The following is a 24,708-nucleotide window of genomic DNA, read 5'->3' on the forward strand; positions in this document are numbered from 1 at the left end:
ACATTCATTTTACTGCATTTCGCCCCGTTTCCCAATAGAAAAAAAAGAAAAATCCCGCCGTAACCCGACAGGATGACATAGAGAAAGAGGCAACGCCCTGCCGCCGCCCGCAGGCGAACGGCGAACAGATGCCATCATAGACGGCTCAAGGGCTGTTTTTCATTTGTCCGCTGCTTTCAGCTTGCCGCATCTTGCGGATGGCAACCTCCCCCCTTAACCGGGGCAAAAAACGCGGCCGCTCCCGAAACGCCTCCCGGTAGTCGGTGAGCGCCGCCAGCGCTCTTTCCTCAACCGCGATGCGAATCGACAGCAAAAATGCGTTCAAAAGCGAAAAGACAAGCGCGGTGATCGGCGCTTGAAACAAAAGCGGCAACAGCGCGATCTCTAAGGCGACAACCACATAGTTCGGGTGGCGAAGCCATCGGTACGGCCCTTTTTTCACTACTTGGCCGTTTGGCACGATCAAAATTTTCGTATTCCAAAAACGGCCGAGCGACCCAATTGTCCATACGCGCAGCCCTTGCACGACAAGAAAAAGCGGAAACAAAAGCGGCCAGCGGCGCGACGGGCGCGCGCCTTTTCGAAGCGCCTCAACAGCCAACGACAAAAAGAAACCGACATGCATCAATACGATCAACGGGTAATGGCGAGCGCCGAACTCCCGCGCCCCGAGCGCTTTCACATACTGTTCGTTCCGTTTTGCAAGCCGAAGCTCAATGACGCGCATGCCGGCAACCGCCAAAAACACGAACCAAAACCGCACGATCATCCCCCCCATTGAAGCAGCACCATTTCCGCACTAAAGCCCGGGCCGAGAGCGATAAGCAGGCCGTGCCCGGGCGAAAGCGGCTGCCGCATCATCTGTTCGAGCACAAAATACACGGTGGCCGACGACATGTTGCCGTAGCGGGCGAGCACGTCTCTAGCGGCTTTTGTCTGTTCCGGACCGAATCCGAACGCCTCCTCGTACGCTTCAATGACTTTCCTCCCGCCCGGGTGGGCGATGAAATAATGAAGATCCCCAAGTCCTAACCCATGTTCCTGCAAAAACGACTCGACTTGCGGGCGCAGCCAAGAGCGAACAATCGCCGGAATGTCTTTTGAAAAGATGACAAACAAACCTTCGTCACGAACATCCCAGCCCATCACGTCTTCCGAGCCGGGCATGAGCACCGAGCGGGCGGCGATGACACGCGGCGCGCCAGCTGTCGGCACCGCTCCGTCGCCGGCCACAAGCAAGCACGCCACGCCGTCGGAAAAAAGCGACGTACCGATCACATTGCTTTTGGACCAATCATTGAGTTGAAACGTCAAACTGCAAAACTCAACGGCGATCACAAGCGCCTTGGCATTCGGAAACGCCCGGCAATAGTCGGCTGCCCGGGCGAGCCCAGCCGCCCCTCCCGCACAACCGAGCCCCCAAATCGGCACTCTTACGGCATGAGGGGAGAACGGCAATACGTTCATCAGCCGCGCCTCGATGCTCGGCGTCGACAGCCCTGTCGTTGAGATGTAAAACAGCGCATCGATCTCCTCATGCAAAACAGGGCCGGACGAAGCCTTGCGCAAACAGTCATTGACCGCCTCTCGGCTGTAGCGGACGGCACGGTCGATGTACACCCGATTTTTTTCACCGAAACCGCGCGGCGCGCTGTACCAGGCAAGCGGTTGGACAAACGTGCGCGTATGAATGCCGCTGTTGTCAAACGCCTGCAGCAGCCGCTCCGCACGCGCCATTCGACCGGCGAACAGCCTGGCGACATGCTGCTTCACCTCGTTTTGGGAGGCTGTATACGGCATCCTTGCTGTGCCGACGGATAAAAGAACCGGCATACAAACACCTCGGTCTGTTCCTCTTTATTCTATTAGGATGCGCAACAAGCCAAACTATATGCAATGGAAAATATGTTTGTACACCCGTTTTTTCAGGAACAGCGGATGGATCTCTATATAGATGCAATTTGAAGCTTTACCATTTGCAACTTTTACCCAGTATTTGATCGACTGTCGGGCGACCGAACAACGCCGCTTAAAGACCCATATATGGGTCTGTGAAGCAGGCGGTTGTTCGGTCCTCCGTCACGCCTTGGCGTGACAGAGAAGCCTGTGGCTTTCCTCCGACAGTCGAAAAGAGGCCAACCGCTTTTCCGTCAAGGATATGTTAAACTTCTTCGTTGCATCTATATAAGTTGCAATAAAGATTTTCCGATTGTTCGATTCTGTTTTCCTTCATAACAAGTCATTTTGATAGAATGCGGTGGGCGCTCTACTGGATGTAAAACAAAGTTTCAACTTATATATATTAGTTTTCGCAGCCCAAAAAAGTTGCTGCAATCAAAAAACAGGCGCGGACAAAACCGGCCTGTTTTGGAGGGAACATGATCATCAGCGAGGATGTACAATAGGAGAGGTTCGTTATTTATCTCGCTTTTAGCGCGCGGATTTCACTTTCATGCTCGAGCAAGTGCAAAGCGAGGGATTGAAGTACGAGCTCTTGCCGCGCTTGTCCGGCAATGACTTCATTGACTTTTTGTTGCATTTCTGTGAGGGTTTGTTTCATCGCCGAAATTTCATGGAGCGTTTCTAACGTTTCCACGACAGCTTGCCGAATAAACGGCAATTCGGCAACGTCCTCTTTCGTCGCCATCGTTTGTTCCATGCGCCCAATCCGGCTGTCGAGCGCCGCAATGTCATCTCTGTTGGCCGCCACGGTCTCTTCGAGCTGCCCGATGCGCCCATCCAGCGCTGCGACATCCTCTTTCGTTGCCATTGTCCGCTCGATGGTCCCGATGCGCCCATCCAGCACTGCGACATCCTCTTTCGTTGCCATCGTCCGCTCGATGGTCCCGATGCGCTCATCCAGCACTGCGACATCCTCTTTCGTTGCCATCGTCCGCTCGATGGTCCCGATGCGCTCATCCAGCACTGCGACATCCTCTTTCGTTGCCATCGTCCGCTCGATGGTTCCGATGCGCCCATCCAGCGCTGCGACGTCTTCTCTCGTCGCTGCCACGGTCTGCTCAAGCCGCCCGATGCGATCATTCATCCGGACAACGTCTTCTCTCGTCGCTGCCACGGTCTCTTCGAGTTGCCCGACGCGTCCGTTTAACCGCGCAACATCCTCTTTCGTCGCGCTCACCGTTTGTTCAAGCCGATCGATGCGATCATTCATCCGGACAACATCCTGTTTGGTCGCCATCTGATTCCGTATTTGCCGCAGCTCATCGAAAAGGCGCTCCACCCATTCATCCATTGTTTCACCCCCTTTCCTATTCGCTTTCCATTATACCATCATCCCTCCACCAGTTTCTATCATTTTCTCTGTCAATCGACACGCCAATAAAAAAGCCACCCCCATTTCCCGAGCAGTGGCCGGAAAACGAAGATGGCTATAAAAGCGATCAACACCATTATGAAATTTTTTGTTCCTGCAGCGGCAGGGCAACTGATTTTCTCGCTTTGCCTAGATGGAAGACGGCGTTTAAGAGGATGGCGGTCATGCTGCCGGCGACGATGCCGCTGTCGGTTAAAATGCGCAAGCCGGTCGGCAGCTCGGCAAACAAGTTCGGCACCGCCGTCACCCCAAGCCCCACGCCGACCGAGCAGGCGATGATCAGCAAGTTCTCTTGCACAGTTAGGTCAACTTGGCCTAACATTTTCACACCGTAGGCAATGACCATGCCAAACATCGCGAGCATCGCCCCGCCTAAAACTGGAGCTGGTATGATCGTCGCCACTGCGGCGATTTTCGGCACGAACCCAAGCAAGACGAGGAAGGCCGCCGCGGCGTAAATGACGCTGCGCGTTTTCACGCCCGACAATTGGACAAGACCGACGTTCTGCGAGTACGTCGTGTACGGAAATGCGTTCAACAGCCCACCGATGATGATAGCCAATCCCTCGGCGCGGTAGCCGCCCGCCAAATCCTCATCCGTCAGCCGGCGGCGGCAAATGTCGGATAAAGCGAAGTAGACGCCGGTCGATTCAACAAGGCTGACGATCGCGACGAGCACCATTGTGAAAACAGCGGGGCCATGAAACGACGGAGCGCCGAAGTAAAACGGCTGCGGCCAATGAACCCACGATGCCTCAGCGACCGCTGTCCAGTCCACTTTCCCCATCATGGCCGCTGCCGCCGTGCCAGCTGCCATGCCGAGCAAAATGGCAATGGAGCGAATGAACCCTTTGAAGCAACGGTACAACACGATAATGAGTGCAAGCACGCCAAACGACAACGCCAAGTTAGCCGGATCACCAAAGTCCTTCGCCCCTTGTCCGCCGGCCATATTGTTCACCGCTGCCGGGATGAGCGTCAAGCCAATGACGGTCACAACCGAACCGGTGACAACTGGCGGAAACAACGTCCGCAGAGAGAAAATGACGTCTTCATCATTTTTTCACAAACGTCACCATTTGTTCACACTTCCAGCATCGTTTTTGTGAGAAAAGTCACTGTTGCCTCAGTTTTGTACAGTTATGATAGTGTCAAAGCAGGGAAATTGGCCGTTTGGCGCACCTGCTGAATGGCTGTTATGGGGGATGAATCCAACAAAGAGGAGGGATACGGCATGGCAAAACTGATCACAGCGGCCCGGCAAACGAAACAGGAAAAAGAGCCGGCGCTCAAAGGCACGCTGGCCTCTGTGTTTCTGCTCGGCTTTTTCGTCATTTTTTCTTGGGTCAGCGTCTACTTTTTATTTTTGCACCGCCTGTAAGCGGCAAAGGAGGGAATCGGTATGCACATCCATAAGTATGAAAAAATTTGGCTTACGTTTGGCATCGGCTGTTTGATCGTTTTTTTGACGGTCGTCGGCGTAAGTGCATTCGCCGCCGGACAGCAGCCGCCGAGCTGCCTGACAACGATCGATCCAGAAAAAGTCGATTCGACCCCGCCGTTTGATCATCCGGGGCTCGTCAAAAAAGGAGACAAGGAATACGAGTTGAACATCGTCGTCGCCGCGTTTTCTTTTACACCGAATGCGATCGAAATTCCAAAAGGAGCGAAAGTGACGATCAACGTCACTTCGAAAGACGTCATCCACGGATTTGAAATCCCGGGAACGAACGTGAACATGATGGTCGAACCCGGTTATGTGAACAGCTTAACAACCACGTTTGACAAACCGGGCGAGTATACAATTCTTTGCAACGAATATTGCGGCGCCGGCCACCATATGATGACGGCGCGCATTAAGGTGGTGGAGTAACATGGCACAACCGTTGGAAAAAGTCGATCGCCGCGATGCGAAACTGGCGCTTGCCCATTTGTTCGTCGCCTTTGCCGCCCTCGCGCTCGGGGGGTTCGCCGGCCTATTGCAAACATTAGTCCGTTCCGGCAAGTTTGAGCTCCCGGCTGGGATCAGCTATTACACGATTTTGACGACGCACGGCGTCTTGCTTGGGCTTGTGCTGACGACGTTTTTCATTATCGGCTTCCAGTTTGCCGCCGTCAGCCGCACGACCGGAGCGCTCTCGGACGGTTCGCGCCGGCTCGGCTGGATCGGTTTTTGGATGATGACGTCAGGGACGGCCTGCACAGCCTTTTTCATCCTAACCGGCCAGGCGTCTGTCTTATATACGTTTTACGCGCCGCTTCAGGCGCACGCTGGCTTTTACATCGGCTTGGCGCTTGTCGTCGTCGGCAGCTGGGTGAGCGGCTTTGCGATGTTCGCTCATTATGCCCGCTGGCGGAAAACGCACCGCGGTCAAGTGAGCCCGCTGCTGGCGTTCATGTCAGTGACGAATATGGTGCTATGGCTCGTCTGTTCGCTTGGCGTCGCCGCCACCGTTGTCTTTCAGCTCATTCCATGGTCGCTCGGGCTCACCGACCGGGTGAACGTGCTCTTGAGCCGGACGCTGTTTTGGTATTTCGGGCATCCGCTCGTCTACTTCTGGCTATTGCCGGCGTATATGGTTTGGTACGCCGTCATTCCGAAAGTGATCGGCGGCAAAATGTTCTCCGATTCACTCGCGCGGCTGGCGTTTATCTTGTTTTTGCTGTTTTCGATTCCGGTCGGCTTCCATCACCAATTACTTGAGCCGGGGATTTCGCCGTTTTGGAAATACGTGCAAGTCGTCTTGACGTTCATGGTCATCATTCCGTCGCTCATGACCGCGTTCGCCATGTTTGCGACGTTTGAATCGTACGGCCGCTCGCAGGGAGCGACCGGCTTGTTCGGCTGGCTGCGGAAACTCCCGTGGAGCGACGCCCGCTTTTTCGCTCCGTTTGTCGGAATGCTGTTTTTCATTCCGGCCGGCACCGGCGGGATTATTAACGCCTCGCACCAACTCAACCAAGTCGTCCATAATACGATTTGGGTGACCGGCCACTTCCATTTAACGGTGGCAACGACTGTCGTCCTAACATTTTTTGGTGCGTCATACTGGCTCATTCCGCATTTGACCGGCCGTGTGATGACGAAAGCGATGAACCGGCTCGCCATCATTCAAACGATCGTTTGGGCGGTTGGGATGACGTTCATGTCCGGCTCGATGCATTTTGCCGGTCTGCTCGGCGCACCGCGACGCTCGGCGTTCTCAACGTACAGCAATTCGCCACAAGCGCTTGAATGGATTCCGTACCAAATCGCGCAAGCGGTCGGCGGCACCATCTTGTTCATCGGCATTATTTTGATTCTCGTCATCGTGATCAACTTGGCCTTTTTCGCCCCGAAAGGCGAAACGGAGTTTCCGGTCGCCGAGGCAGCTGCTCCGTATGAACGGGCTGCGCTGGCGCTTGAAAACTGGAAGCTTTGGATCGGCCTCGTCGTTGCGCTCATTTTGATCGCCTATACGGTGCCGATCATCGACATCATTCAAAACGCTCCGCCGGGGTCGAAAGGATACAAATTATGGTGAAACAAGAAGGTGTCCCCAAGCGATCGGGACACCTTCCTCTTTATGTGCATAAAACCGAGACATAATAGGACTTTGTCGACAGAAAAACGAAACGAACAGCGTAAGAACGATGTTTGCACTGACGCGCCTGTTTCTATAATCGATAAAGCGCCTTATATTTTTCTTCTAAATATTGAATAAGATAATCGGCTTTCAGCGTTTCGCCCGTCGCATCGCGCACAAGTTCGAGCGGCTTTTTCATTTTTCCAAACTGGTGGATATGAACGGTCAGCCATTCACGGATCGGTGCGATGTTCCCCTCTTCAAGCAGCCCAGCTACATCCAACTCTTTTTCCATCGCTTGCTTGAATTGCGCCGCATACATATAGCCGAGCGCATACGATGGGAAATAGCCGAAGCTGCCGCCGGACCAATGGACGTCCTGCAACACGCCGACCGCATCGTTGTGCGGGCGGATGCCAAGGTATTGTTCATATTTCTCATTCCATACATCCGGCAAGTCGATCGCTTCCAGCTCCCCAGCAAACAGCTGCTTTTCGATTTCATAGCGGATGATAATATGGAGCGGGTACGTCAGTTCGTCCGCTTCAATACGAATGAGCGACGGCTTCGCTTCATTGATCGCCCGGTAAAACGCATCAAGCGAAACGTCGGCGAACTGCGTGGGCGCGTATTGCAAAAGGCGCGGGTAATGCCGCTTCCAAAACGCATAGTGGCGTCCGATCATATTTTCAAAAAAGAGCGACTGCGATTCATGAATGCCCATCGACGCCCCGCTTGCAAGCGGAGTGCCGACAAGCGACTCGGAAATGTGTTGTTCATACAGCGCATGGCCGCATTCATGGATCGTGCCAAACACCGCGGTGCGGAAGTCGCGCTCGTCGTAGCGCGTCGTAATGCGCACATCGTTCGGGTTGAGCCCGATCGCAAATGGATGGACCGTCTCATCAAGCCTCCCCTTGCCAAAATCATAGCCGAGCTCTTTAAGCAACTCAAGCAGAAAAGCGCGCTGCTTTTCTTTTGGAAACGGCGCGAACAAAAAGGACACATTCGGTTTGTTGGACGCGGCGGAAATGGCGTGCACAAGCGGGACGATGCGTTCGCGCAGGCGGCTGAACAGTTCGTCAAGCAAATCGACGGTCATGCCCGGCTCGTATTGATCGAGCAGCGTATTATACGGGTGTCCTTCATACCCCCAATAACGGATAAAGCGGCGCTGAAACTCGATGATTTGCTCCAAATACGGGCGAAACCGGGCGAAATCAGCAGCCGCTTTCGCTTCTTCCCAAACGCTTTCCGCTTTGGAACAAAGCACGACAAACTCTTTGTATTCATCCGCTGGAATTTTTTTATTGCGCTCGTATTCTTTTTTGCATTCATCAAGCGTTTTCTTTGTCACATCATCGAGCTCTTCATAGACGGCTTTGGGCGACAGCTTGGCAATAAAGGCCGCCATCTCCTCGGATGTCGACATGCGAAACACTTCTTCTGACAGCATGCCGATCACTTCTGATCGCTGCTCGACCCCTTTTTTCGGGGCGCCAGTCCGCAAATCCCAATACATGAGGCCAATCGCTTCGCGGTAGCCCGTCATTTTTTTCACGTATTGCAAAAACTGCGCTTCGATTGGTTTCACTATACTCAGTCCCCCTATGTATTTCATGGCCGTATCATCATTTCCATAACAAGGTGCCATTTTCCTGCTTGCCAGCGAGAAAATGCTATTTTTGTGGAAAATGAAAAAGGGAAGAATATCATTCTTCCCTCACCGCTGTCGGCAACACGTCTTTGATCGCCGCAATGACCCGTTCATCTTCCCTGTCGGTGACGAAAATGGAAACGATGCCGCAGTCGTCGCGCGTGCGGATGAGCCGTCCGACTCCTTGGCGAAGGCGAAGAAGCATATACGGCACATCGACGTCCCAAAACGGGTTGCTATACGCTTTTCGCTTCGCCTGAAACACCGGATCATTCGGCGGATACGGCAGCGACCAAATCATGACGTTCGACAGCGACGGCCCCGGGATGTCCAGCCCCTCCCATAAATGTTCAGAACAAAGCACCGTCTCTTCCTCGCGCTGAAATTCAGCGACCAAATCGCTGATTTCGCGGTCGCCTTCAAACAAAAACGAAAATGGTTCGCCGGCTGCCGCCTCTTTAAACTGAAGAAGCTCCTCGCGCGTCGGGAACAAGATGAGCGCCCGGCCTCCGGTTTCGCGCAATTTTTCAAGCGCATATGCGTATTTTTTGGCAAACAGCGTCTCATCCGCGCGGAACGTCGGCATAAAAATCGTCATCTGTTCGTCGTAATCAAACGGCGACGGCACGCTGAACGATAAATAGTCATCAATGCCTAAGCTTTGCGCTATATATTGGAATGATTTTCCGTTTGATAGTGTTGCCGATGAAAAGACAAACGGCATGCGTTTCGCGAACACTTTTTCGCGCAACACTTCCTGAACGGTGCGCGGCATGACGACAAACGTCGCCTCTTGACGCGACGACTCAAGCCACGTAATGGCGTCGGCGTTTTTCAAAAACAAATCGAGTGAATACTGGATTTGATCCAAATATTCATCCACAATGTTCAGCTGGTAATGATCGATCGTATACGTCTCGCTTTCAAACACAAGCTCGTTGCCGATTTCGACCATTTGGCCGCGGAGCCGCTTCGCCCATTGTTCAAGACGCGGCGACGGCAAAATTTCTTTCCGGTTCGAACCCGGAACGTCTTTCGCGCACGCTTTCAGCTCATCAAAAAAGCGCGTGCTCGTCTCCAGCGTCTCCTCAATTAAATAGGCGAGCTCTTCACGGATGTCGTTTTCAAGAAGACGTGTCAGCAACGTCTCAAGCGTCGTCTCTTTCATTCGATATGTCAACGCCTTTTGCGCAGCGAACTCCAATAAATGCCCTTCGTCAAACACGACACAGCTCGCTTCCGGCAACAGCGGCAGCTGTCCTTCCCGCTTGCGCGCTTCATACGTCCAAACATGTTCCATATAAAAATCGTGCGAGCAGACGATCAAATCCGCCGCCTTCCGGTAATAGTCGCGCCAAAGCGTCTGTCCGCAGCGATGCCGCTTTTCGCACGTGAAACAGTCTTGAAACGGATCCCAGGCGATTTTTTTCCACTGTTCATCAGTCAGGTGGGCGTATTCTTTTCGGTCGCCGTAGCGGTAGAACGACTGCAACGGTTTGTTGTCATGGACGAAGGCCGGAAGTTCATCGTAAATTTGCTCATACAGCTCGATGTCGTCATCGTCATACGTCGTCACTTCTTCCAGTTTATTCAAACATAAATATTGATCCGGCGATTTCGCCAGCCGGACGTCGATTTCCAGCCCGAGCACGTTGGATAGCTTCGCAATATCGCCTTCCTTTTTGACGAGCTGCTCAATGAGCGTCTCATCGGCGCAGGCGATAATGGCCGGCTTGCCTGTATAACGGGCGTAACAAATCGCATACAACAAATACACGATCGTTTTCCCTGTGCCAACTCCCGCTTCGGCGAAGATCACCTTTTTTTCTCGAAACGCCCGCTCGAGCTGAAACGCCATATAAATTTGCTCGTCGCGCAGCTCAAAGCCGGCTTCCGGCAAAATGTCATAAAAAACATCGCCGATCCACTGGCTCAACTTATCAAAAAAGTTTTCATTTTTTTCTACAACAAACGGATAACGCTCATGGCCCATCGTCGCCACCCCTCCAATTGGCATAAACTCCCCCGGCATATCATGCATAAGCGCGCAACAAGTTTGTTGCGCGCCCGATCCCTAGTAACAAAACAATATTATGATCGATGGCCGCCGAGAAGTCAACTTCGAGCTTCGCGCGGCGGCCGCGGCCCCCAGTACTGGTAGTAATGCGTTTCAATAAAGCCGTTAAACAGTTTGCGCCGCTTCGTCGCCGGGCGGCCGTAATGCGTTTCAAAACCGCGGTGGGCGGTTAAAATGTACACCGACCACGTATCCAAGGCGGCGAAGGCGCGGCCGATGGCGCGATAGAGCGCTTCGACCTCCCGTTGTTCGCCAAGCCGTTCGCCGTATGGCGGGTTGCCGACGATCACCCCGTATTGTGCATCGGTCCGAAACTGCTCGGCGCGGCCCTCCCGAAAAGAAATGAGATCGGAAAGCCCCGCTTCGGCTGCATTCATCTTGGCGATCTCGACCATGTGCGGGTCAAGGTCAATCCCGCAAATATCAAGCGGTTGGTCGTAACGCGCCATCTGTTCCGCCTCTTGGCGCGCCTCTTCCCATACCGATTCCCCGATCCACGGCCATTGCTCTGAGACGAAATCCCGGTTAAACCCTGGGGCGATGTTTTGGCCGATCAGCGCCGCCTCAATGGCAATCGTGCCCGACCCACAAAACGGATCGACAAACGGGCGCTCGGGCGTCCAATTGGTGAGCAACACTAAGGCGGCCGCGAGCGTCTCTCTTAGCGGCGCCTCCCCTTGGCGAGCACGGTAGCCGCGTTTATGCAGCCCGGCGCCGCTTGTATCGATCGTCAACGTAGCGATATCTTTGTGAAGCGCCACCTCGATCCGATACAACGGCCCGGTTTCCGGGAACCACGACAAATGATAGCGCGCTTTTAAGCTTTCGACGACTGCCTTTTTCACAATGGCTTGGCAGTCGGAAACGCTGAACAGCGTTGATTTGACCGACTTCCCGATCACCGGAAACTCGGCATCTTTCGGCAAGTAATCGGCCCATGGCAACGCCTTCGTTTGTTCAAACAACTCCTCAAACGTCGTCGCTCGAAACTCACCGACTTTCAGCTTCACGCGGTCAGCAGTGCGCAGCCAAAGGTTGGCCCGGCAAATGGCGAGCGCATCGCCTTCAAACGTCACTTTGCCGTTCTCCACTTGGCACTCATAGCCAAGCCGGCGCACTTCTTCCGCGACGACTGATTCGAGCCCCATCGCGGCCGTGGCAATCAGCGAAAACGAAGTCATCCTGTTCCCCCTATCTGATAGGTGTATGTATCCTCATTCATGGCCTATACTTCCATTATAGTCATATGGAAGGAAAACACACAAAAGAGAAAGCCCTCCTTCCTGCAGGAGGGCTTTCCCACGATTCCAATCACCGCGTTAATCATGTTCTGTAAGCCATGTTCTGTACCTTCGTACTGCAAGCGGCTTTCGCCTCGTACTCCGGCGGTAATCATCTATCTACAGGCAGCGTACGCCGCCTGTCCTTCCCTCCGTTCATTTCCTTCGGGAAGGTGCCCCTACCATCATTTGGGTTTCTCGCTCGTGGGGTTTACCGCGTTCCACCTCTAAGGTTTCCCTTAGAGCTGCGTCACTGTGGCACTTTCAGGGTAATCGAACCATATCCGCATGCGGACGTAGGTTCTTTCCCCGCCGTCAGCCCAGCCGAAGCCAGACTGCCCTAGCTTATGGATTCGCTAGGCACGAACACTACGGGCATCTCAGCACCGTGCGAGCATGGACTTTCCTCTACGGCCGAAACCGGCCGCAGCGATTACCCGAACATGATTAACGCTGCGAGCATCTTACAGTATAGCTGATCTTGGTGTGAGAATCAAGAAGAAAAAATTAGAAATCCCTGCATCAACTTCGCCCTGCCGGCTGGTTATTCATACAGTTTCCGGCCAAACACATGCTTTTCTAAGTTGGAAAGGCGCTGCAAAATGTCGTAGTTCGTCGTTCCCGCCGACATCGCCGGCCGTTTTTGAAGCTCCTCGACTTGCCGCTTCAGCCGGGCGTTTTCCTGGCGCAGCTCGTCAATTTCTTGCTGAAATGCTTCATAATCTTTAATAATGAGATCCAAAAATTGATCCACTTCGTCTTGGTTGTACCCCCGTATGCTTACCTTAAATTCCTTTTCTAAAATGTCTTTCGGCGTCAGTTTCACTTGATGGGCTGACATGGCTTTTCACCTCAATCCGCATTCAACGATCATCTTCTCTTTATTTTTTCAGAAATTCAGCCGGTTGTCAATTGACGGATGGCTTGCCGCATCGATCGGGAAGCCGCATGGCGCCCACGCAGACTTCCCGGCGGCGCCGAAACGCCGTCCTCCCGCCCAAACGCCGCCGGCTGCCGGCGTTTTCCATCCGTAAAAAAACAGAAGCCGACAAAGCGGCTTCTGTTTTTGGCCCTTACTATCGCAACGGAAACGGCGGAAATGGCATTGGTCCCGGACCCGGGCAGTACAGATGGCGATTGGCAGCCTGAGCCACCGCCGATTCCGTATGCGGGAAATAATGTTGATGTTCATACAGGTGATGATAAACATGCGTCGTATGCGATGGATGGATATGCGGCACAATCGTTGCTTCGAAATGATGCAAAACGTTGCAACGAGGCGGATGAACGATCGGCGCCGTTACATTCGGCAGGCAATGCATCATATTCCTCTCCTTTCATCAATTTAGGCTGTTGCTTGACAATACTAGCCTATGATGAACGGAGTGGACTCGTACTAGTATAAACACCCATTTTGAAGAGCCATTCGCGCCAACAATCTACCGGCTCTCTCGCCCCCGGTGCTTCGGACGTTTTGGCATCGTCATTCGTCTTTTTGAATCCGTTATGCGGCGCCGGCCTCTCTGACGTTCATTAATAGATATAATTGAACACGACAAACGTCAAACCGACGACAATAAAAAAGAGATACAAAATTTTTTTGTACATGCTCCGCATCGTCTTCTTCTCCCTGCCATCGTTTTCGTTCATTCCGATGCCATTGTACACGTTTTTTCTTTTTTCTACAAGATTCACAACAAAAAGACGAAACATTTTCGTTTTCTGTCATATTTTGCGCTTGCCAGGGAAATGGACGAGTTCTCACCCGTTTTTCTTGCGTTCAAGCCGCGCGAGCCGCCTGCGCCATTCCGCTTCTTCTTTCTCGCTATGTTGTCGGCTCATCCTAGCGAGCGACCGCCACGCTTCATATGCCATAACGGCATAACGGTGCGCTTCGGCCGCATCCCGGAAATAATGTTCATACACCTTCGCCAGTTCAAGCCCGGCCTTCGCCTTCCAATAGCCATTTCCGTGGATCAACAAGTCGCGCCAAAGGAGAGCAGCCTCTTCATATCGTTTTTCTTTTCGGTATAAAAGCGAAAGCTGCCATTTCGCCGCCTGCGCTTCCTTCGCCCCTTTGCCGCTCGCCTCCTCGTACACCCCCCTTGCAGCCGCTGTTTCCCCGACCGCTTCGAACCAACGGGCGGCGGCCAACTGCTCCTTGGGGTCAGCGAGCCGGTCCGCTTCAAGCAGCTGAACGGATAGGTGAATGTAGAGAGCAATGAGCGACAACACGTCGCGCTCGTTATGGCGCAATACTGGCATGAGCCGGTCTGGATGGGGCGTTTGCAAAAACTCCTTGTACATCATCGGCGCCAAAAAGCCCGGCACATCATCGCCCCGCTCGACATGGAGAATGTGCCGCTCCACTTCCGAAAGGCGCAGCGAATCCAATTTGTCTTTCCATAAGCGGCGGGCGGCGTGATACAAATCAAAATGACCGAACGCTGGCAATTTTGGCACCATGTTGCGGACAAGCGCATGGCGCGTTTTCAGGCGCGGCCAGTCGAACGCTTTTCCATTATAGGTAACAAGCGTCGTATAATCGACGTCAGACAAAAAACTTTGATAGAGCGCCACTTCCGCCCCTGGGTATGGCAGAAGATGCTGGCGGATGGTGACGAAATCGCCAAGAATGCGGGCGTGGCCAAGCAAGAACATGATGTTTCCCGCCCCGCTTGAAAGTCCCATCGTCTCCGTGTCAAAAAAGAATAAGTCGCGAACGGCAAAGCCGCGGCAGGAGAGCGGATGGGAAAACGGCGCTTCCTGCCATCTTTCGTGCACTTCATACAGCGCTCCGAGCCGATAGCGGCCGTGCTGATAGTCAAGCGGATACACCGTTTCCCGAATGAGGCAGTAATCGCCGGCAAACCAATACGGCTTGGCGCCGTACTCCCGCCAAACGTCGGCATACGGCACGTCCGTCACAGGTCGTCCGTCCGGTTTCTCTTCTTCTTTTTCTTCATCGTTCTCCTTTTTATGCCGGGCGGCAAGCAATTCTTTCCATTGCGCCAACTTCGGCTTCATCCGTTCACCCCCTCCTTGCTTGACGTCGGCTTGCTTCTATAAGTTGATTCTCCCACACTCGGCAAAAACACGCATGACGACGCTTAAACGGACGGACCGGCCCAAACGGCAAGTTGTTCGTCCAAAAACTGGACAAGTTCACGCTTCAACGACGGTCCGTCAGCGCTTGAAATGCCGATGCACGATGGGCAGCCGTCCGCACACGGGCAACGTTCGACCCATTCTTTCACATGTTTCATGATCTCTTCATACCGTTCAAACACCGCCTCCGACAGGCCGACTCCGCCTGGATAGCGATCATAAAGGAAAATCGTCGGCCGTCCGGAATGCGGCGCCTTAAGCTGCGGCACGACGTGAAGATCGGAGCGGTCGCACATGACAAACACCGGCACGAGATGACCAAGCACATTGGCGATGCCGACAAGGAGTTGTTCAAACAGCGCCGGGGAAAACCGTGACGGCACCGCCTCCCACTCGATCCACGCCGCCGATGTATGCAGCGTTTCCTCGGGAAGCCGGATCGGCCCTGATCCGATGTTTTCAAACGTCGACAGCTTCAGCTTTTTAAAAATCGTCGCCATCGCTCGGACCGATACATCACCGTAACGCACCGCCATTTGTCCGCGCGTTTCGCTCCGGTCTTCCGACAGCACATCAAGCCGGACAGCCAAATTGGCGTCCGTAAAATATTCAACATCGACTTGGCGGACGTACGCCTTTTTCTCCTCCCAGTCGAGCTTTTCGACTTGGTATTGTGCTCCTTCGTGCAAATAAATCGCTTCATCATGAAGCAGCGTCATCGCGCTGAAGCGGTCCATTTCGCCAATGACGCGATGGCGGGCGGTGTCGGAAATATCGATGATGACGACGTTTTCCTGAGCTGCGGAGCGCAAACTGATATCATGCGCCGGAAACGCGTCGCTCATCCAATGCCAGCGCCCAGCGCGTTCGTTTAGCACCCCTTGCTCGGCCAAAAAGTCGAGCACCTCTTCGACCTCGACGCCGCCGAACGTCTCGCCGCGCCGGAACGGAAGCTCATAGGCGGCGCATTTGATATGATCGACCAAAATGAGCAGATTGTCCGGGTTGATGCGCGCCGCCTCCGGCGAGCGGGCGAAAAAGTATTCTGGATGGGAGATGATGTACTGATCGAGGGGGCTTGCGCTTGCGATCATCACAACGAGCGAATCGCCCTGGCGCCGGCCGGCGCGCCCGGCTTGCTGCCACGTGCTGGCGATCGTTCCCGGATACCCTGTTAAGATGCACGCTTGCAATTGGCCGATATCAACACCGAGCTCGAGCGCATTCGTGCTCACCACACCGATAATCTCCCCGCTGCGCAACCCTTTTTCAATGGCGCGCCGCTCGTTCGGCAAGTAGCCGCCGCGGTAGCCGCGGATCGTCGTATCGCCGATTCGTTCGTTCACCACCGCCTGCAAATGGCTTAAAATCAACTCGACACGGACGCGGCTGCGGGCGAAAACGATCGTCGGAATGCGGTTGACAAGCAGCTGTCTTGCGAGCTCAACGGCCGTTTTTGTCGCGCTTTGGCGGATGTTCATCGTCCGCTCGACAACCGGCGGATTGTAAAACACGAAATATTTCCGCCCGCGCGGCGCCCCATTGTTGTCAATAAGCGTCACCGGTTCGCCGATCAGCCGCTCCGCCAACTCTTTCGGATTGGCGATCGTCGCCGACGTGCAAATAAACGTTGGTCGACTCCCGTAAAAGGCGCAAATGCGCTTTAAGCGGCGGATGACGTTCGCCACATGGCTGCCGAATACGCCGCGGTATGTATGCAGTTCATCGATGACGACGTAGCGCAGCTGTTCAAAAAGAGAAATCCATTTCGTATGGTGCGGCAAAATGGCCGTATGGAGCATATCTGGGTTGGTGATGACAATATGGCCCGCTTGACGGATTTTTTGCCGCAGCGCCGGCGCCGTGTCGCCGTCGTATGTATGGCTGTAAATCGACACCCCCATCTCGGCGATGATCTCGTTTAGTTCATTTCTTTGATCTTGAGCGAGCGCCTTCGTTGGAAAGATATACAGGGCGCGGCTCGATGGCTCTTTGGCAATGGCATCGAGCACCGGCAAATTGTAGCAAAGCGTTTTCCCTGAAGCGGTCGGCGTCACGGCGACAATGTTCCGCCCGCTTTGGACCGCGTCATAAGCGGCCGCCTGGTGCGTATACAACGAAGCGATGCCGCGCGCTTTGAGCGCCGCGCCAAGCCGCGGATCGAGTTCGTCTGGAAACGGAACGAAATTCGCTTCTTTCGGTTCGATTTCATGCCAATACACGACATTCGGATCTTGGCGAAGCTGTTCGATCCATTCCGAAAGCGTCTGTTTTCTCACGTCGCATATCACCTCGTTTCTATTTTACATGCATTCCGTTTGTTTGCACTACAAAAAACGCCCACCCAGAGGCAGTCCTGTCTCGTTTCAAACTGGCAGACAACCGATATATCGGAGCCGGCCGAACGACAGAACGTTCGATTGTATCTGAACAGTTTTGGAAAAAGGATGCCTTCCTCTCATCTTCCCCGCCAAGGCGGCATCCACATGGGTCATTCTTCTTGGCACAAAAAAACGTCCAGCCGCTACAGCTGGACGGAATGGGCTCCACGATAGCCGAGCCTTGCCGACAGTTCTTTGCCGATCTGCCGCATGCGCACAGTGAGCGATGTGATGCGGTCGTCCGTCATGCGGATCGTCGGGCCGGAAACGCTGATCGCCGCGACGACGCCGCCAGTATAGTCAAAAATCGGAACGGCAACACATCGGATACCGTACTCGTTTTCTTCCAAGTCAAGCGCATACCCGTTTTGCCGGACGGTCTCAAGTTCGCGGAAAAATGCCTCGCGGTCGGTGATTGTCCAATCGGTATGCTTCGGCAGTCCTTTCCGATCGATGATCTCTGCAGCCACCGCGGGCGGCAAATGGGCTAAAATGGCCTTGCCGACCGCCGTGCAATGCATCGGAGCCCGCTTGCCGACTTTGGAGTGCATGCGCAGCGTCTCCGTTCCTTCCAATTTTTCAATATAAATGACTTCCCCTTGATCATAGACGACGAGGTGGATGACCTCGTTCGTTTCTTTTTCGAGCACGCGCAAATATGGCTTCGCCTCTTGGCGCAAATCGATCGAATCAAGCAGCCTTGAGCTGAGCTCTAAAAACTTGTAGCCGAGCTTATACCGCTCCGTTTCCGGATGTTGTTCGATATAGCCGTATTGGGCAAGCGTCGTTAAAATGCGGTACACCGAACTTTTGTTGATGTCCATTTGTTTCGCGATTTCCGTCACGCCCAGCCCGTCCTTTTTCGTGCTGACGATTTCGATAATTTGCAGCGCCCGGCGGACCGATTTGACCGTGTTTTCTCGTTCCATCGCATTCACCTCGATTTGTTCTCTCCGCTCGCCATTATACACGAACAGCCGGGCTTTTGCAGGCGGGAGAGCAGCGCAGGCGCGCGTGGCAGCGAGCGCCGCCTTAACGGACGGAACGTATTCACCGTCAGGACGCGCCTGATGCCTTGTTTGGCCCAGAGATGCCGCAGGTTCGTTATGAACGTCGGATGGAAACGGCTGGCGCTTTGGCGGCGACGAACGTATTGCGGAGCGTGCCGATGCCGTCCACATCGCATTCAATGACCGTCCCCGGGCCGACAAGCTCGGCGCCGACCGGGCTTCCCGTCAAAATGACGTCGCCCGGTTGCAGCGTCATGACATGAGACAAATACGAAATCATTTTGCTGATGGAAATGATCATCAGCTTGGTCGAGCTGTTCTGCTTTTCTTCACCATTGACCCGCGCTTTCACCGATACAGCCCGAGGATCGAGCTCTGTTTCAATGACCGGGCCGAGCGGTGTAAACGTATCGAACGATTTTCCGATCGTCCAATGGCCGTCCGGGTGGAAAAACTGCGGCGCGGTGACATCGTTGGCGACCGTATAGCCGAAAATATACGACCACACGTCTTCTTCGCTCACCTGTTTTGCCTCTTTGCCGATCACAACCGCCAGCTCGGATTCAAATTTCACTTCACCAACCCCGCTCGGAATGACCACCTCCGCTTCCGGCCCGACGACCGACGAGGATGGTTTAAAGAAAAAGACAGGAATATCTGGCAGTTCCACCGGCAGCTGTTCACTGGAGGCCACATAGTTGGCGCCAATGCCGATCACATGGCGCGGCGCAAGCGGCGCCACGAGCGAAACGCGATCATAGCGAAATACGTTTCCCGTATAATCCCAAGCGGTGAACATATTTCCTTCGATTTCGCGGATCACTTCACCGTTCACCACACCGGCGCGAATCGCGCCATCAGCGAAAAAACGGGCAAATTTCATCGATGGCTACCCCTCTCTGACACGATTTTGTTCCTCAACTTTTTCCTTGACTCGAGCCACCCCGGTCTCCATGGCGGCACGGGCGACGGCGGAAGCGACGGCCTCGACGACGCGCCGGTCAAACGGGTTCGGGATGACATACTCTTCCGTCAGCTCTTCCGGCTGGATGAGCCCGGCGATGGCTTCGGCAGCGGCAATTTTCATCGCCTCATTAATTTGCGTCGCCCGCACATCGAGCGCGCCGCGGAAAATGCCAGGGAACGCCAACACGTTGTTCACTTGGTTCGGCAAATCCGACCGGCCGGTCGCGACCACGGCGGCGCCGGCGGCTTTTGCCTCATCCGGCATGATCTCAGGCACCGGATTGGCCAAGGCGAATACGACCGCCCCTCGGTTCATCGTCCGAACCATCGCCGGCGTCAACGCCCCAGCAACCGAGACACCGATAAACACATCCGCGCCTTGAATGACGTCCGCAAGCGTCCCGGAGATACGGCGGTGATTCGTTTGCCGGGCGATTTCTTCCTTGATAGCGTTCATCCCATGCGAGCGCCCTTCATAAATCGCTCCTTTTGTGTCGCAAACGATCAGTTCGCCGACTCCGATCGACAGCAGCAATTTGGCGATCGCCACCCCGGCAGCGCCGGCGCCGTTGATGACAACCCGGCAATCGGCAAGCTGTTTGCCAACCACTTTCAAGGCGTTCGTCAGCCCAGCGGCCACGACAATCGCCGTGCCATGCTGATCATCATGAAACACCGGGATCGCCATCTCTTGGCGAAGACGCTCTTCAATGACAAAGCAGGCGGGGGCGGCGATATCTTCCAAATTGATGCCCCCAAACGCCGGTTCCAGCAACTTGACCGTTTGAATGATTTGTTCCGGATCTTCCGTATCGAGGCAAAGCGGCACGGCATCGATCCCGGCGAACGCTTTGAACAAGGCGGCTTTCCCTTCCATGACCGGAAGCGCCGCCCGCGCGCCAATGTTGCCAAGCCCAAGCACCGCCGTGCCATTCGAGACGACGGCGACAAAATTGCCCTTCACTGTATAGTTGTACATTTCGTCTTGGTCGACGTAAATTTCTTTGCACGGTTCAGCCACTCCCGGCGAATAAATGAGACTTAAATCATTGGCATTCACGACCGGCACTTTCACTTCAACTGACAGCTTTCCTCTTGCCTGCCGATGGACAAGCAACGCTCGTTCTCGCAAATGTTCCATCACTGATCCCTAGCTACTAGCCTTCCCCTATCCCCTTGTACCGCCTTTTGTGCTGCTTTGCGTTTGACAACCCGGCCAGTAGTAACTAGGAGCTGTCTCCTTTCTCTATTTATTTTCTTAATTTTCTGATCAAAATAGATAGGAAGGAACAAGGTCATCCATCCCTTGTTCCTTATACAACTTTTGGCGTTTATTGCTGAATGGCGGCAAATTTCGCTTTTGCTTCTTGACGGCGGCGGTGCAAAATCGGCTCGGTATAGCCGTTTGGCTGTTCATAGCCGCGGAAAATGAGATCGCACGCCGCTTGGAACGCCACCGAATCATCGTAATTCGGCGCCATCGGACGATAGTTCGGATCGCCGACGTTTTGTTCGTCGACGACTTTCGCCATCCGCTTGAGCGTCTCAAGCACTTGCTCTTTCGTGCAAATGCCATGATGGAGCCAGTTGGCGAGAATTTGGCTCGAGATGCGAAGCGTCGCCCGGTCTTCCATCAGTCCGACGTTGTGAATGTCCGGCACTTTCGAGCAGCCGATCCCTTGGTCGATCCAGCGGACGACATAGCCTAAAATGCTTTGGCAGTTGTTGTCGAGCTCTTCTTGAATCTCTTCCGCTGTCCATTGCGGATGGTCAACGACCGGGATTTGCAACATGTCGTCGCGATAATCGTTCCGATCGTTCGCCAGTTCGCTTTGCACAGCGGAGACGTTCACTTGATGGTAATGAAGCGCATGGAGCGTAGCCGCCGTCGGCGACGGCACCCATGCCGTATTGGCGCCTGCTTTGAGCTGCGCTCCTTTTTGCTTCAGCATTTCGGCCATCAAATCCGGCATCGCCCACATTCCTTTGCCGATTTGCGCCCGGCCGCGGAAGCCGGCGGCAAGCCCAACGGCGACGTTCGATTTTTCATACGCCTGCAGCCAAGTCGATGATTTCATCTCGTTTTTGCGCAGCATCGGCCCCGCTTCCATCGACGTATGAATTTCGTCTCCGGTCCGGTCGAGGAAGCCGGTGTTGATAAAAATGATGCGGTCGCGCACTTGGTAGATGCAGTTTTTCAAGTTGAGCGACGTGCGGCGCTCCTCGTCCATCACGCCGATTTTAATCGTATTCCGCTCAAGGCCGAGCATATCTTCGACACGGTCAAACAGCTCGTTGGCAAACGCCACTTCCGCCGATCCGTGCATTTTCGGCTTGACGATGTAGATGGAACCTTTGCGCGAATTCAAGTAGCGTGTATTGCCGATGAGCGAATGTTTCATAATCAAGCTTGTAATGACGGCGTCCATGATCCCTTCATGCACTTCCTCGCCATTCGCATGCAAGATCGCGTTGTTCGTCATTAAGTGCCCGACGTTGCGCACGAACATGAGCGAACGGCCCGGCAGCACGAGCTCCCCGCCATCCGGCGTTTTGTATACGCGATCCGGGTTCAGGGAGCGCGTCATGATTTTGCCGTTTTTCTCAAATGTCGCTGTCAAATCGCCTTTAACGAGACCAAACAAGTTGCGGTAAACGAGCACTTTGTCTTCGGCGTCAACGGCCGCCACCGAATCTTCACCGTCCATGATCGTTGTCACGGCCGCTTCTAGGACAATGTCTTTGACCCCGGCTTGATCCGTTTTTCCGACCGCATGCTCGCGGTCGATTTGAATTTCAATGTGAAGGCCATTGTTCTTCAGCAACACCGCTGTCGGATGTTGCGGGTCGCCTTGGAAGCCGACGAATTTTTCCGGCTCTTTCAGCCCCGTCGTCGCCCCGCCTTCTGTCGTCACGACAAGCTGGCCATCAACAATGGCGTACTGGACAGCGTCTTTATGGGAATATTGCGCCAGCGGCACCGCTTCATCTAAAAACTGCCGCCCGTAGGCGATGACTTTCGCCCCGCGCACCGGGTTGTACGACGAACCGCGCTCGGCGCCGTCTTCTTCGCTGATGGCATCGGTGCCGTACAGCGCGTCGTACAGGCTGCCCCAACGGGCATTGGCAGCGTTTAATGCATAGCGGGCGTTCGTCAACGGAACGACGAGCTGCGGCCCGGCTTGCACGGCAATTTCATCGTCGACATTGTCGGTCGTAATCTCAAAGTCCTCGACTTCCGGCTCCAAATAGCCGATGTCTGTCAAAAACGCTTTATATTCGTTAAAATCAAAGCGGCCGCGATGCGCTTTATGCCACTCATTCAATTTTTCTTGAATTTCGTCGCGGCGGGCGAGCAATTCTTTGTTGCGCGGCGTCAATTCGGAAATGAGCGCGCCGAAATCGCTCCAAAACTTGTCTTGATCCAACCCGCTGTTCGGCAGAAGCTCCTCGTTGACAAAGTCGTACAACACTTTGGCGACTTGGATGTTCCCTTTTTGTACGTATTCGCCCATCATTCTCTTCCCCTCTCTTGTTTCTTATTACGAAACATTGTTTCTAAATTTCTCTAAAAAGATGATACCATGAAACGAAATGACTGGCAATCGTTTTCAAAAAATTTTCATTTCACTGTCGACGGCGTCTTTGTCTCTACACAACGCCCCGGCGTCGGGAACAGCTTGCCGGCGTTGAGCAAGTTTTTCGGGTTAAACACGTCGCGGATGGCCGTTTGCGCCAAAATTTCCTCGTCAGTGAAGATGAAGCGCATCTCTTCTTTTTTCTCAATGCCAACGCCATGTTCGCCGGTGATCGATCCGCCGACCGCCGCGCACGCCTTGAGGCATTCGCTTCCGGCGGCAAGCGCCCGCTCCGTCTCCCCAGGCTTGCTTGCATCAAACAGCACAAGCGGGTGCAAATTGCCGTCTCCAGCATGGAAAATATTCGCAATCCGAAGCCCGTATTTGCGGCTAATATTGGCGATTTCGTTCAACACTTCCGGCAGCCGGCTGCGCGGAATGACGCCATCTTGCACTAAATAGTCAGGCGAAATCGCCCCCATGGCGCCAAAGCCGGTTTTCCGGTTCGCCCACCAGCGGGCCCGTTCTTCCTCTGACTGGGCGACTTTCACTTCGCGCACATGATGGCGGCGGCAAATCGTTAAAATATCGTTGATTTGTTCGTCGATCCCGGCGGAAATGCCATCCACTTCAATGAGCAACAGCGCGGCGATGTCTTTCGGATGCCCGACCGGAAACGCGGCCGCTTCGACCGCCTCGATGGCCGTTTGATCCATCATCTCGAGCGCCGCCGGCACGATTCCAGCGGAAATGATGTCAGAAACGGTCTGGCTCGCATCTTCCACTTCGTCAAAATAGGCGAGCACCGTCTGTTTGGCCTCGGGATTTTTCAACAAACGGACGGTGATTTTTGTCACGATGCCAAGCGTCCCTTCCGACCCGGTCAGCAGCCCGAGCAAATCGTAGCCTGGCGGATCGGGAACGCCGTTTCCGCCGATTTCAATCACTTCGCCGTTCGGCAAGACGACTTCAAGCCCTAAAATATGGTTCGTCGTCACTCCGTATTTTAAGCAGTGGGCGCCGCCAGCGTTTTCAGCGACGTTGCCGCCGATCGTGCAGCAATATTGGCTTGACGGGTCGGGCGCATAGTAATAGCCGCGGTGGGCGACCGAGTTCGTCAACTTCAAGTTGACAAACCCCGGCTCGACGACGGCGCGCCGGTTTTCGAGATCGACGTGCAACAGCCGCTTCATCCGCGTTAGGCTGATGACGACTTCGCCGTTTAGCGGAATCGCCCCGCCGCTTAACCCCGTGCCGGCGCCGCGGGCGAGAAACGGAAGATCATGCTCATGGCAGTATTTGACGACCGCCGCCACTTGCTCCGTGCTGTTTGGAAATACAACCGCCCTTGGCAAATGGCGGTGGACGGTGAAGCCGTCGCAGTCATACGCCATTAAATCTTCTTTCCGGTATAAAATCGCCTGTTCCCCAACGATGCGGGCGAGCGCTTGGATGTGCGGGTCGTTCGTTGCAATCGGCCGTTTTCTCATATGCGCACGTCCTTCCCTTCTTCTTTTTGGTACGCCCAATCGAGCAGCTGCACCGTATGGACGATTTTTTGGTTTCGTCCATGTTTCATGACGCCAAGCGCCATTTGCAGCATGCAACCTGGATTGCCCATCGAGATCAGCTCCACCTCTTGCGGCACGTGTTGCATTTTGCTCTCAAGCACCGCTTGTGCCATCTCCGGATGGGTGAGGTTGTAAATGCCGGCGCTGCCGCAGCAACGATCGGCGTTTGGCATGGCGACC

20 protein-coding genes, 1 other RNA gene and 1 pseudogene are annotated in these 24,708 nt (G+C 54.3%); 4 read left to right on the forward strand and 18 right to left on the reverse strand.

The annotated features are described in order from the left end of the window. Positions 1–145 precede the first annotated feature (145 nt). The 4 genes and pseudogenes from GZ1_RS02335 to GZ1_RS02350 all read right to left on the reverse strand — a co-directional run. On the reverse strand, positions 146–769 hold the full coding sequence (locus GZ1_RS02335; protein WP_015374727.1) for an isoprenylcysteine carboxyl methyltransferase family protein: 624 nt from the start codon (positions 767–769) through the stop codon (positions 146–148). Beyond that, positions 766–1,833, reverse strand: a complete 1,068-nt coding sequence (locus GZ1_RS02340; RefSeq protein WP_060787812.1) for a type III polyketide synthase — start codon at positions 1,831–1,833, stop codon at positions 766–768. The genes GZ1_RS02335 and GZ1_RS02340 overlap by 4 nt, the downstream gene beginning before the upstream one ends. A gap of 586 nt (positions 1,834–2,419) precedes the next feature. Next, complete coding sequence (locus tag GZ1_RS02345) at positions 2,420–3,253, reverse strand: hypothetical protein (protein ID WP_060787813.1); 834 nt, start codon at positions 3,251–3,253, stop codon at positions 2,420–2,422. 157 nt (positions 3,254–3,410) lie between these two features. Beyond that, positions 3,411–4,370, reverse strand: a pseudogene (locus GZ1_RS02350) (nucleobase:cation symporter-2 family protein); the annotation flags it as partial. Positions 4,371–4,568: 198 nt separating this feature from the next. On the opposite strand from GZ1_RS02350, the gene GZ1_RS02355 reads away from it, so the two are divergent. The 3 genes from GZ1_RS02355 to GZ1_RS02365 are packed head-to-tail and all read left to right on the forward strand — an operon-like array spanning position 4,569 to position 6,858. Further along, the gene (locus GZ1_RS02355) at positions 4,569–4,715 is read left to right on the forward strand and encodes a cytochrome c oxidase subunit 2A (protein WP_015374723.1); all 147 of its coding nucleotides are present in this window, start codon (positions 4,569–4,571) and stop codon (positions 4,713–4,715) included. A gap of 21 nt (positions 4,716–4,736) precedes the next feature. After that, positions 4,737–5,207 carry a cytochrome c oxidase subunit II gene (locus GZ1_RS02360; protein ID WP_060787814.1) on the forward strand — a complete coding sequence of 157 codons (471 nt, stop codon included), beginning with the start codon at positions 4,737–4,739 and terminating at the stop codon, positions 5,205–5,207. 1 nt (position 5,208) lies between these two features. Continuing rightward, positions 5,209–6,858 (forward strand): b(o/a)3-type cytochrome-c oxidase subunit 1, encoded by a 1,650-nt coding sequence (locus tag GZ1_RS02365; protein WP_060787815.1) that lies wholly within the window; start codon positions 5,209–5,211, stop codon positions 6,856–6,858. Between the two features lie 133 nt (positions 6,859–6,991). Here GZ1_RS02365 and GZ1_RS02370 read toward each other — a convergent pair whose 3' ends face one another. The 5 genes from GZ1_RS02370 to gpsB all read right to left on the reverse strand — a co-directional run bounded on the left by GZ1_RS02370 (position 6,992) and on the right by gpsB (position 12,755). Beyond that, positions 6,992–8,494, reverse strand: a complete 1,503-nt coding sequence (locus GZ1_RS02370) for a carboxypeptidase M32 (RefSeq protein WP_301101690.1) — start codon at positions 8,492–8,494, stop codon at positions 6,992–6,994. Between the two features lie 118 nt (positions 8,495–8,612). After that, entirely contained in the window at positions 8,613–10,550 is a 1,938-nt protein-coding gene (locus tag GZ1_RS02375) for an ATP-dependent DNA helicase (protein ID WP_060787816.1), read from the reverse strand. A gap of 122 nt (positions 10,551–10,672) precedes the next feature. Further along, entirely contained in the window at positions 10,673–11,815 is a 1,143-nt protein-coding gene (locus tag GZ1_RS02380) for a THUMP domain-containing class I SAM-dependent RNA methyltransferase (protein WP_014195686.1), read from the reverse strand. Positions 11,816–11,962: 147 nt separating this feature from the next. Then, positions 11,963–12,359: RNase P RNA component class B (rnpB, locus tag GZ1_RS02385), an RNA gene on the reverse strand. 99 nt (positions 12,360–12,458) lie between these two features. Next, positions 12,459–12,755, reverse strand: a complete 297-nt coding sequence (gene gpsB, locus GZ1_RS02390; RefSeq protein ID WP_011231037.1) for a cell division regulator GpsB — start codon at positions 12,753–12,755, stop codon at positions 12,459–12,461. On the opposite strand from gpsB, the gene GZ1_RS02395 reads away from it, so the two are divergent. Further along, a complete protein-coding gene (locus tag GZ1_RS02395; protein WP_014195685.1) occupies positions 12,754–12,948 on the forward strand; it encodes a hypothetical protein in 195 nt (64 codons plus the stop codon). The genes gpsB and GZ1_RS02395 overlap by 2 nt on opposite strands. A gap of 42 nt (positions 12,949–12,990) precedes the next feature. Here the strand turns inward: GZ1_RS02395 and GZ1_RS02400 are convergent, their stop codons facing one another. From GZ1_RS02400 to GZ1_RS02445, 9 genes are all read right to left on the reverse strand, one after another. Continuing rightward, positions 12,991–13,236, reverse strand: a complete 246-nt coding sequence (locus GZ1_RS02400; protein ID WP_025950050.1) for a CotD family spore coat protein — start codon at positions 13,234–13,236, stop codon at positions 12,991–12,993. A gap of 439 nt (positions 13,237–13,675) precedes the next feature. Beyond that, entirely contained in the window at positions 13,676–14,941 is a 1,266-nt protein-coding gene (locus GZ1_RS02410) for a ribonuclease H-like domain-containing protein (protein ID WP_015374718.1), read from the reverse strand. 83 nt (positions 14,942–15,024) lie between these two features. Beyond that, positions 15,025–17,301, reverse strand: a complete 2,277-nt coding sequence (locus tag GZ1_RS02415; protein WP_015374717.1) for a DEAD/DEAH box helicase — start codon at positions 17,299–17,301, stop codon at positions 15,025–15,027. 245 nt (positions 17,302–17,546) lie between these two features. After that, positions 17,547–18,332: an IclR family transcriptional regulator gene (locus GZ1_RS02420; protein WP_033025320.1), complete on the reverse strand. Its 786-nt coding sequence runs from the start codon at positions 18,330–18,332 to the stop codon at positions 17,547–17,549. A 175-nt stretch (positions 18,333–18,507) separates the two neighbouring features. Beyond that, positions 18,508–19,296 (reverse strand): fumarylacetoacetate hydrolase family protein, encoded by a 789-nt coding sequence (locus GZ1_RS02425; protein WP_015374715.1) that lies wholly within the window; start codon positions 19,294–19,296, stop codon positions 18,508–18,510. A gap of 6 nt (positions 19,297–19,302) precedes the next feature. Next, positions 19,303–20,520 (reverse strand): NAD(P)-dependent malic enzyme, encoded by a 1,218-nt coding sequence (locus GZ1_RS02430; RefSeq protein ID WP_011231030.1) that lies wholly within the window; start codon positions 20,518–20,520, stop codon positions 19,303–19,305. A gap of 190 nt (positions 20,521–20,710) precedes the next feature. Continuing rightward, positions 20,711–22,894, reverse strand: a complete 2,184-nt coding sequence (locus GZ1_RS02435; RefSeq protein ID WP_060787817.1) for a malate synthase G — start codon at positions 22,892–22,894, stop codon at positions 20,711–20,713. A 107-nt stretch (positions 22,895–23,001) separates the two neighbouring features. Further along, positions 23,002–24,447, reverse strand: coding sequence for an FAD-linked oxidase C-terminal domain-containing protein (locus GZ1_RS02440; protein WP_060787818.1), 1,446 nt, complete (start codon positions 24,445–24,447; stop codon positions 23,002–23,004). Beyond that, positions 24,444–24,708: heterodisulfide reductase-related iron-sulfur binding cluster (locus GZ1_RS02445; RefSeq protein WP_167346356.1), on the reverse strand; the 265-nt coding region annotated here is incomplete at its 5' end. The genes GZ1_RS02440 and GZ1_RS02445, both read right to left, overlap by 4 nt.

Source organism: Geobacillus zalihae NBRC 101842 (assembly GCF_001544135.1).
In the GTDB taxonomy this organism is placed as follows: domain Bacteria; phylum Bacillota; class Bacilli; order Bacillales; family Anoxybacillaceae; genus Geobacillus; species Geobacillus zalihae.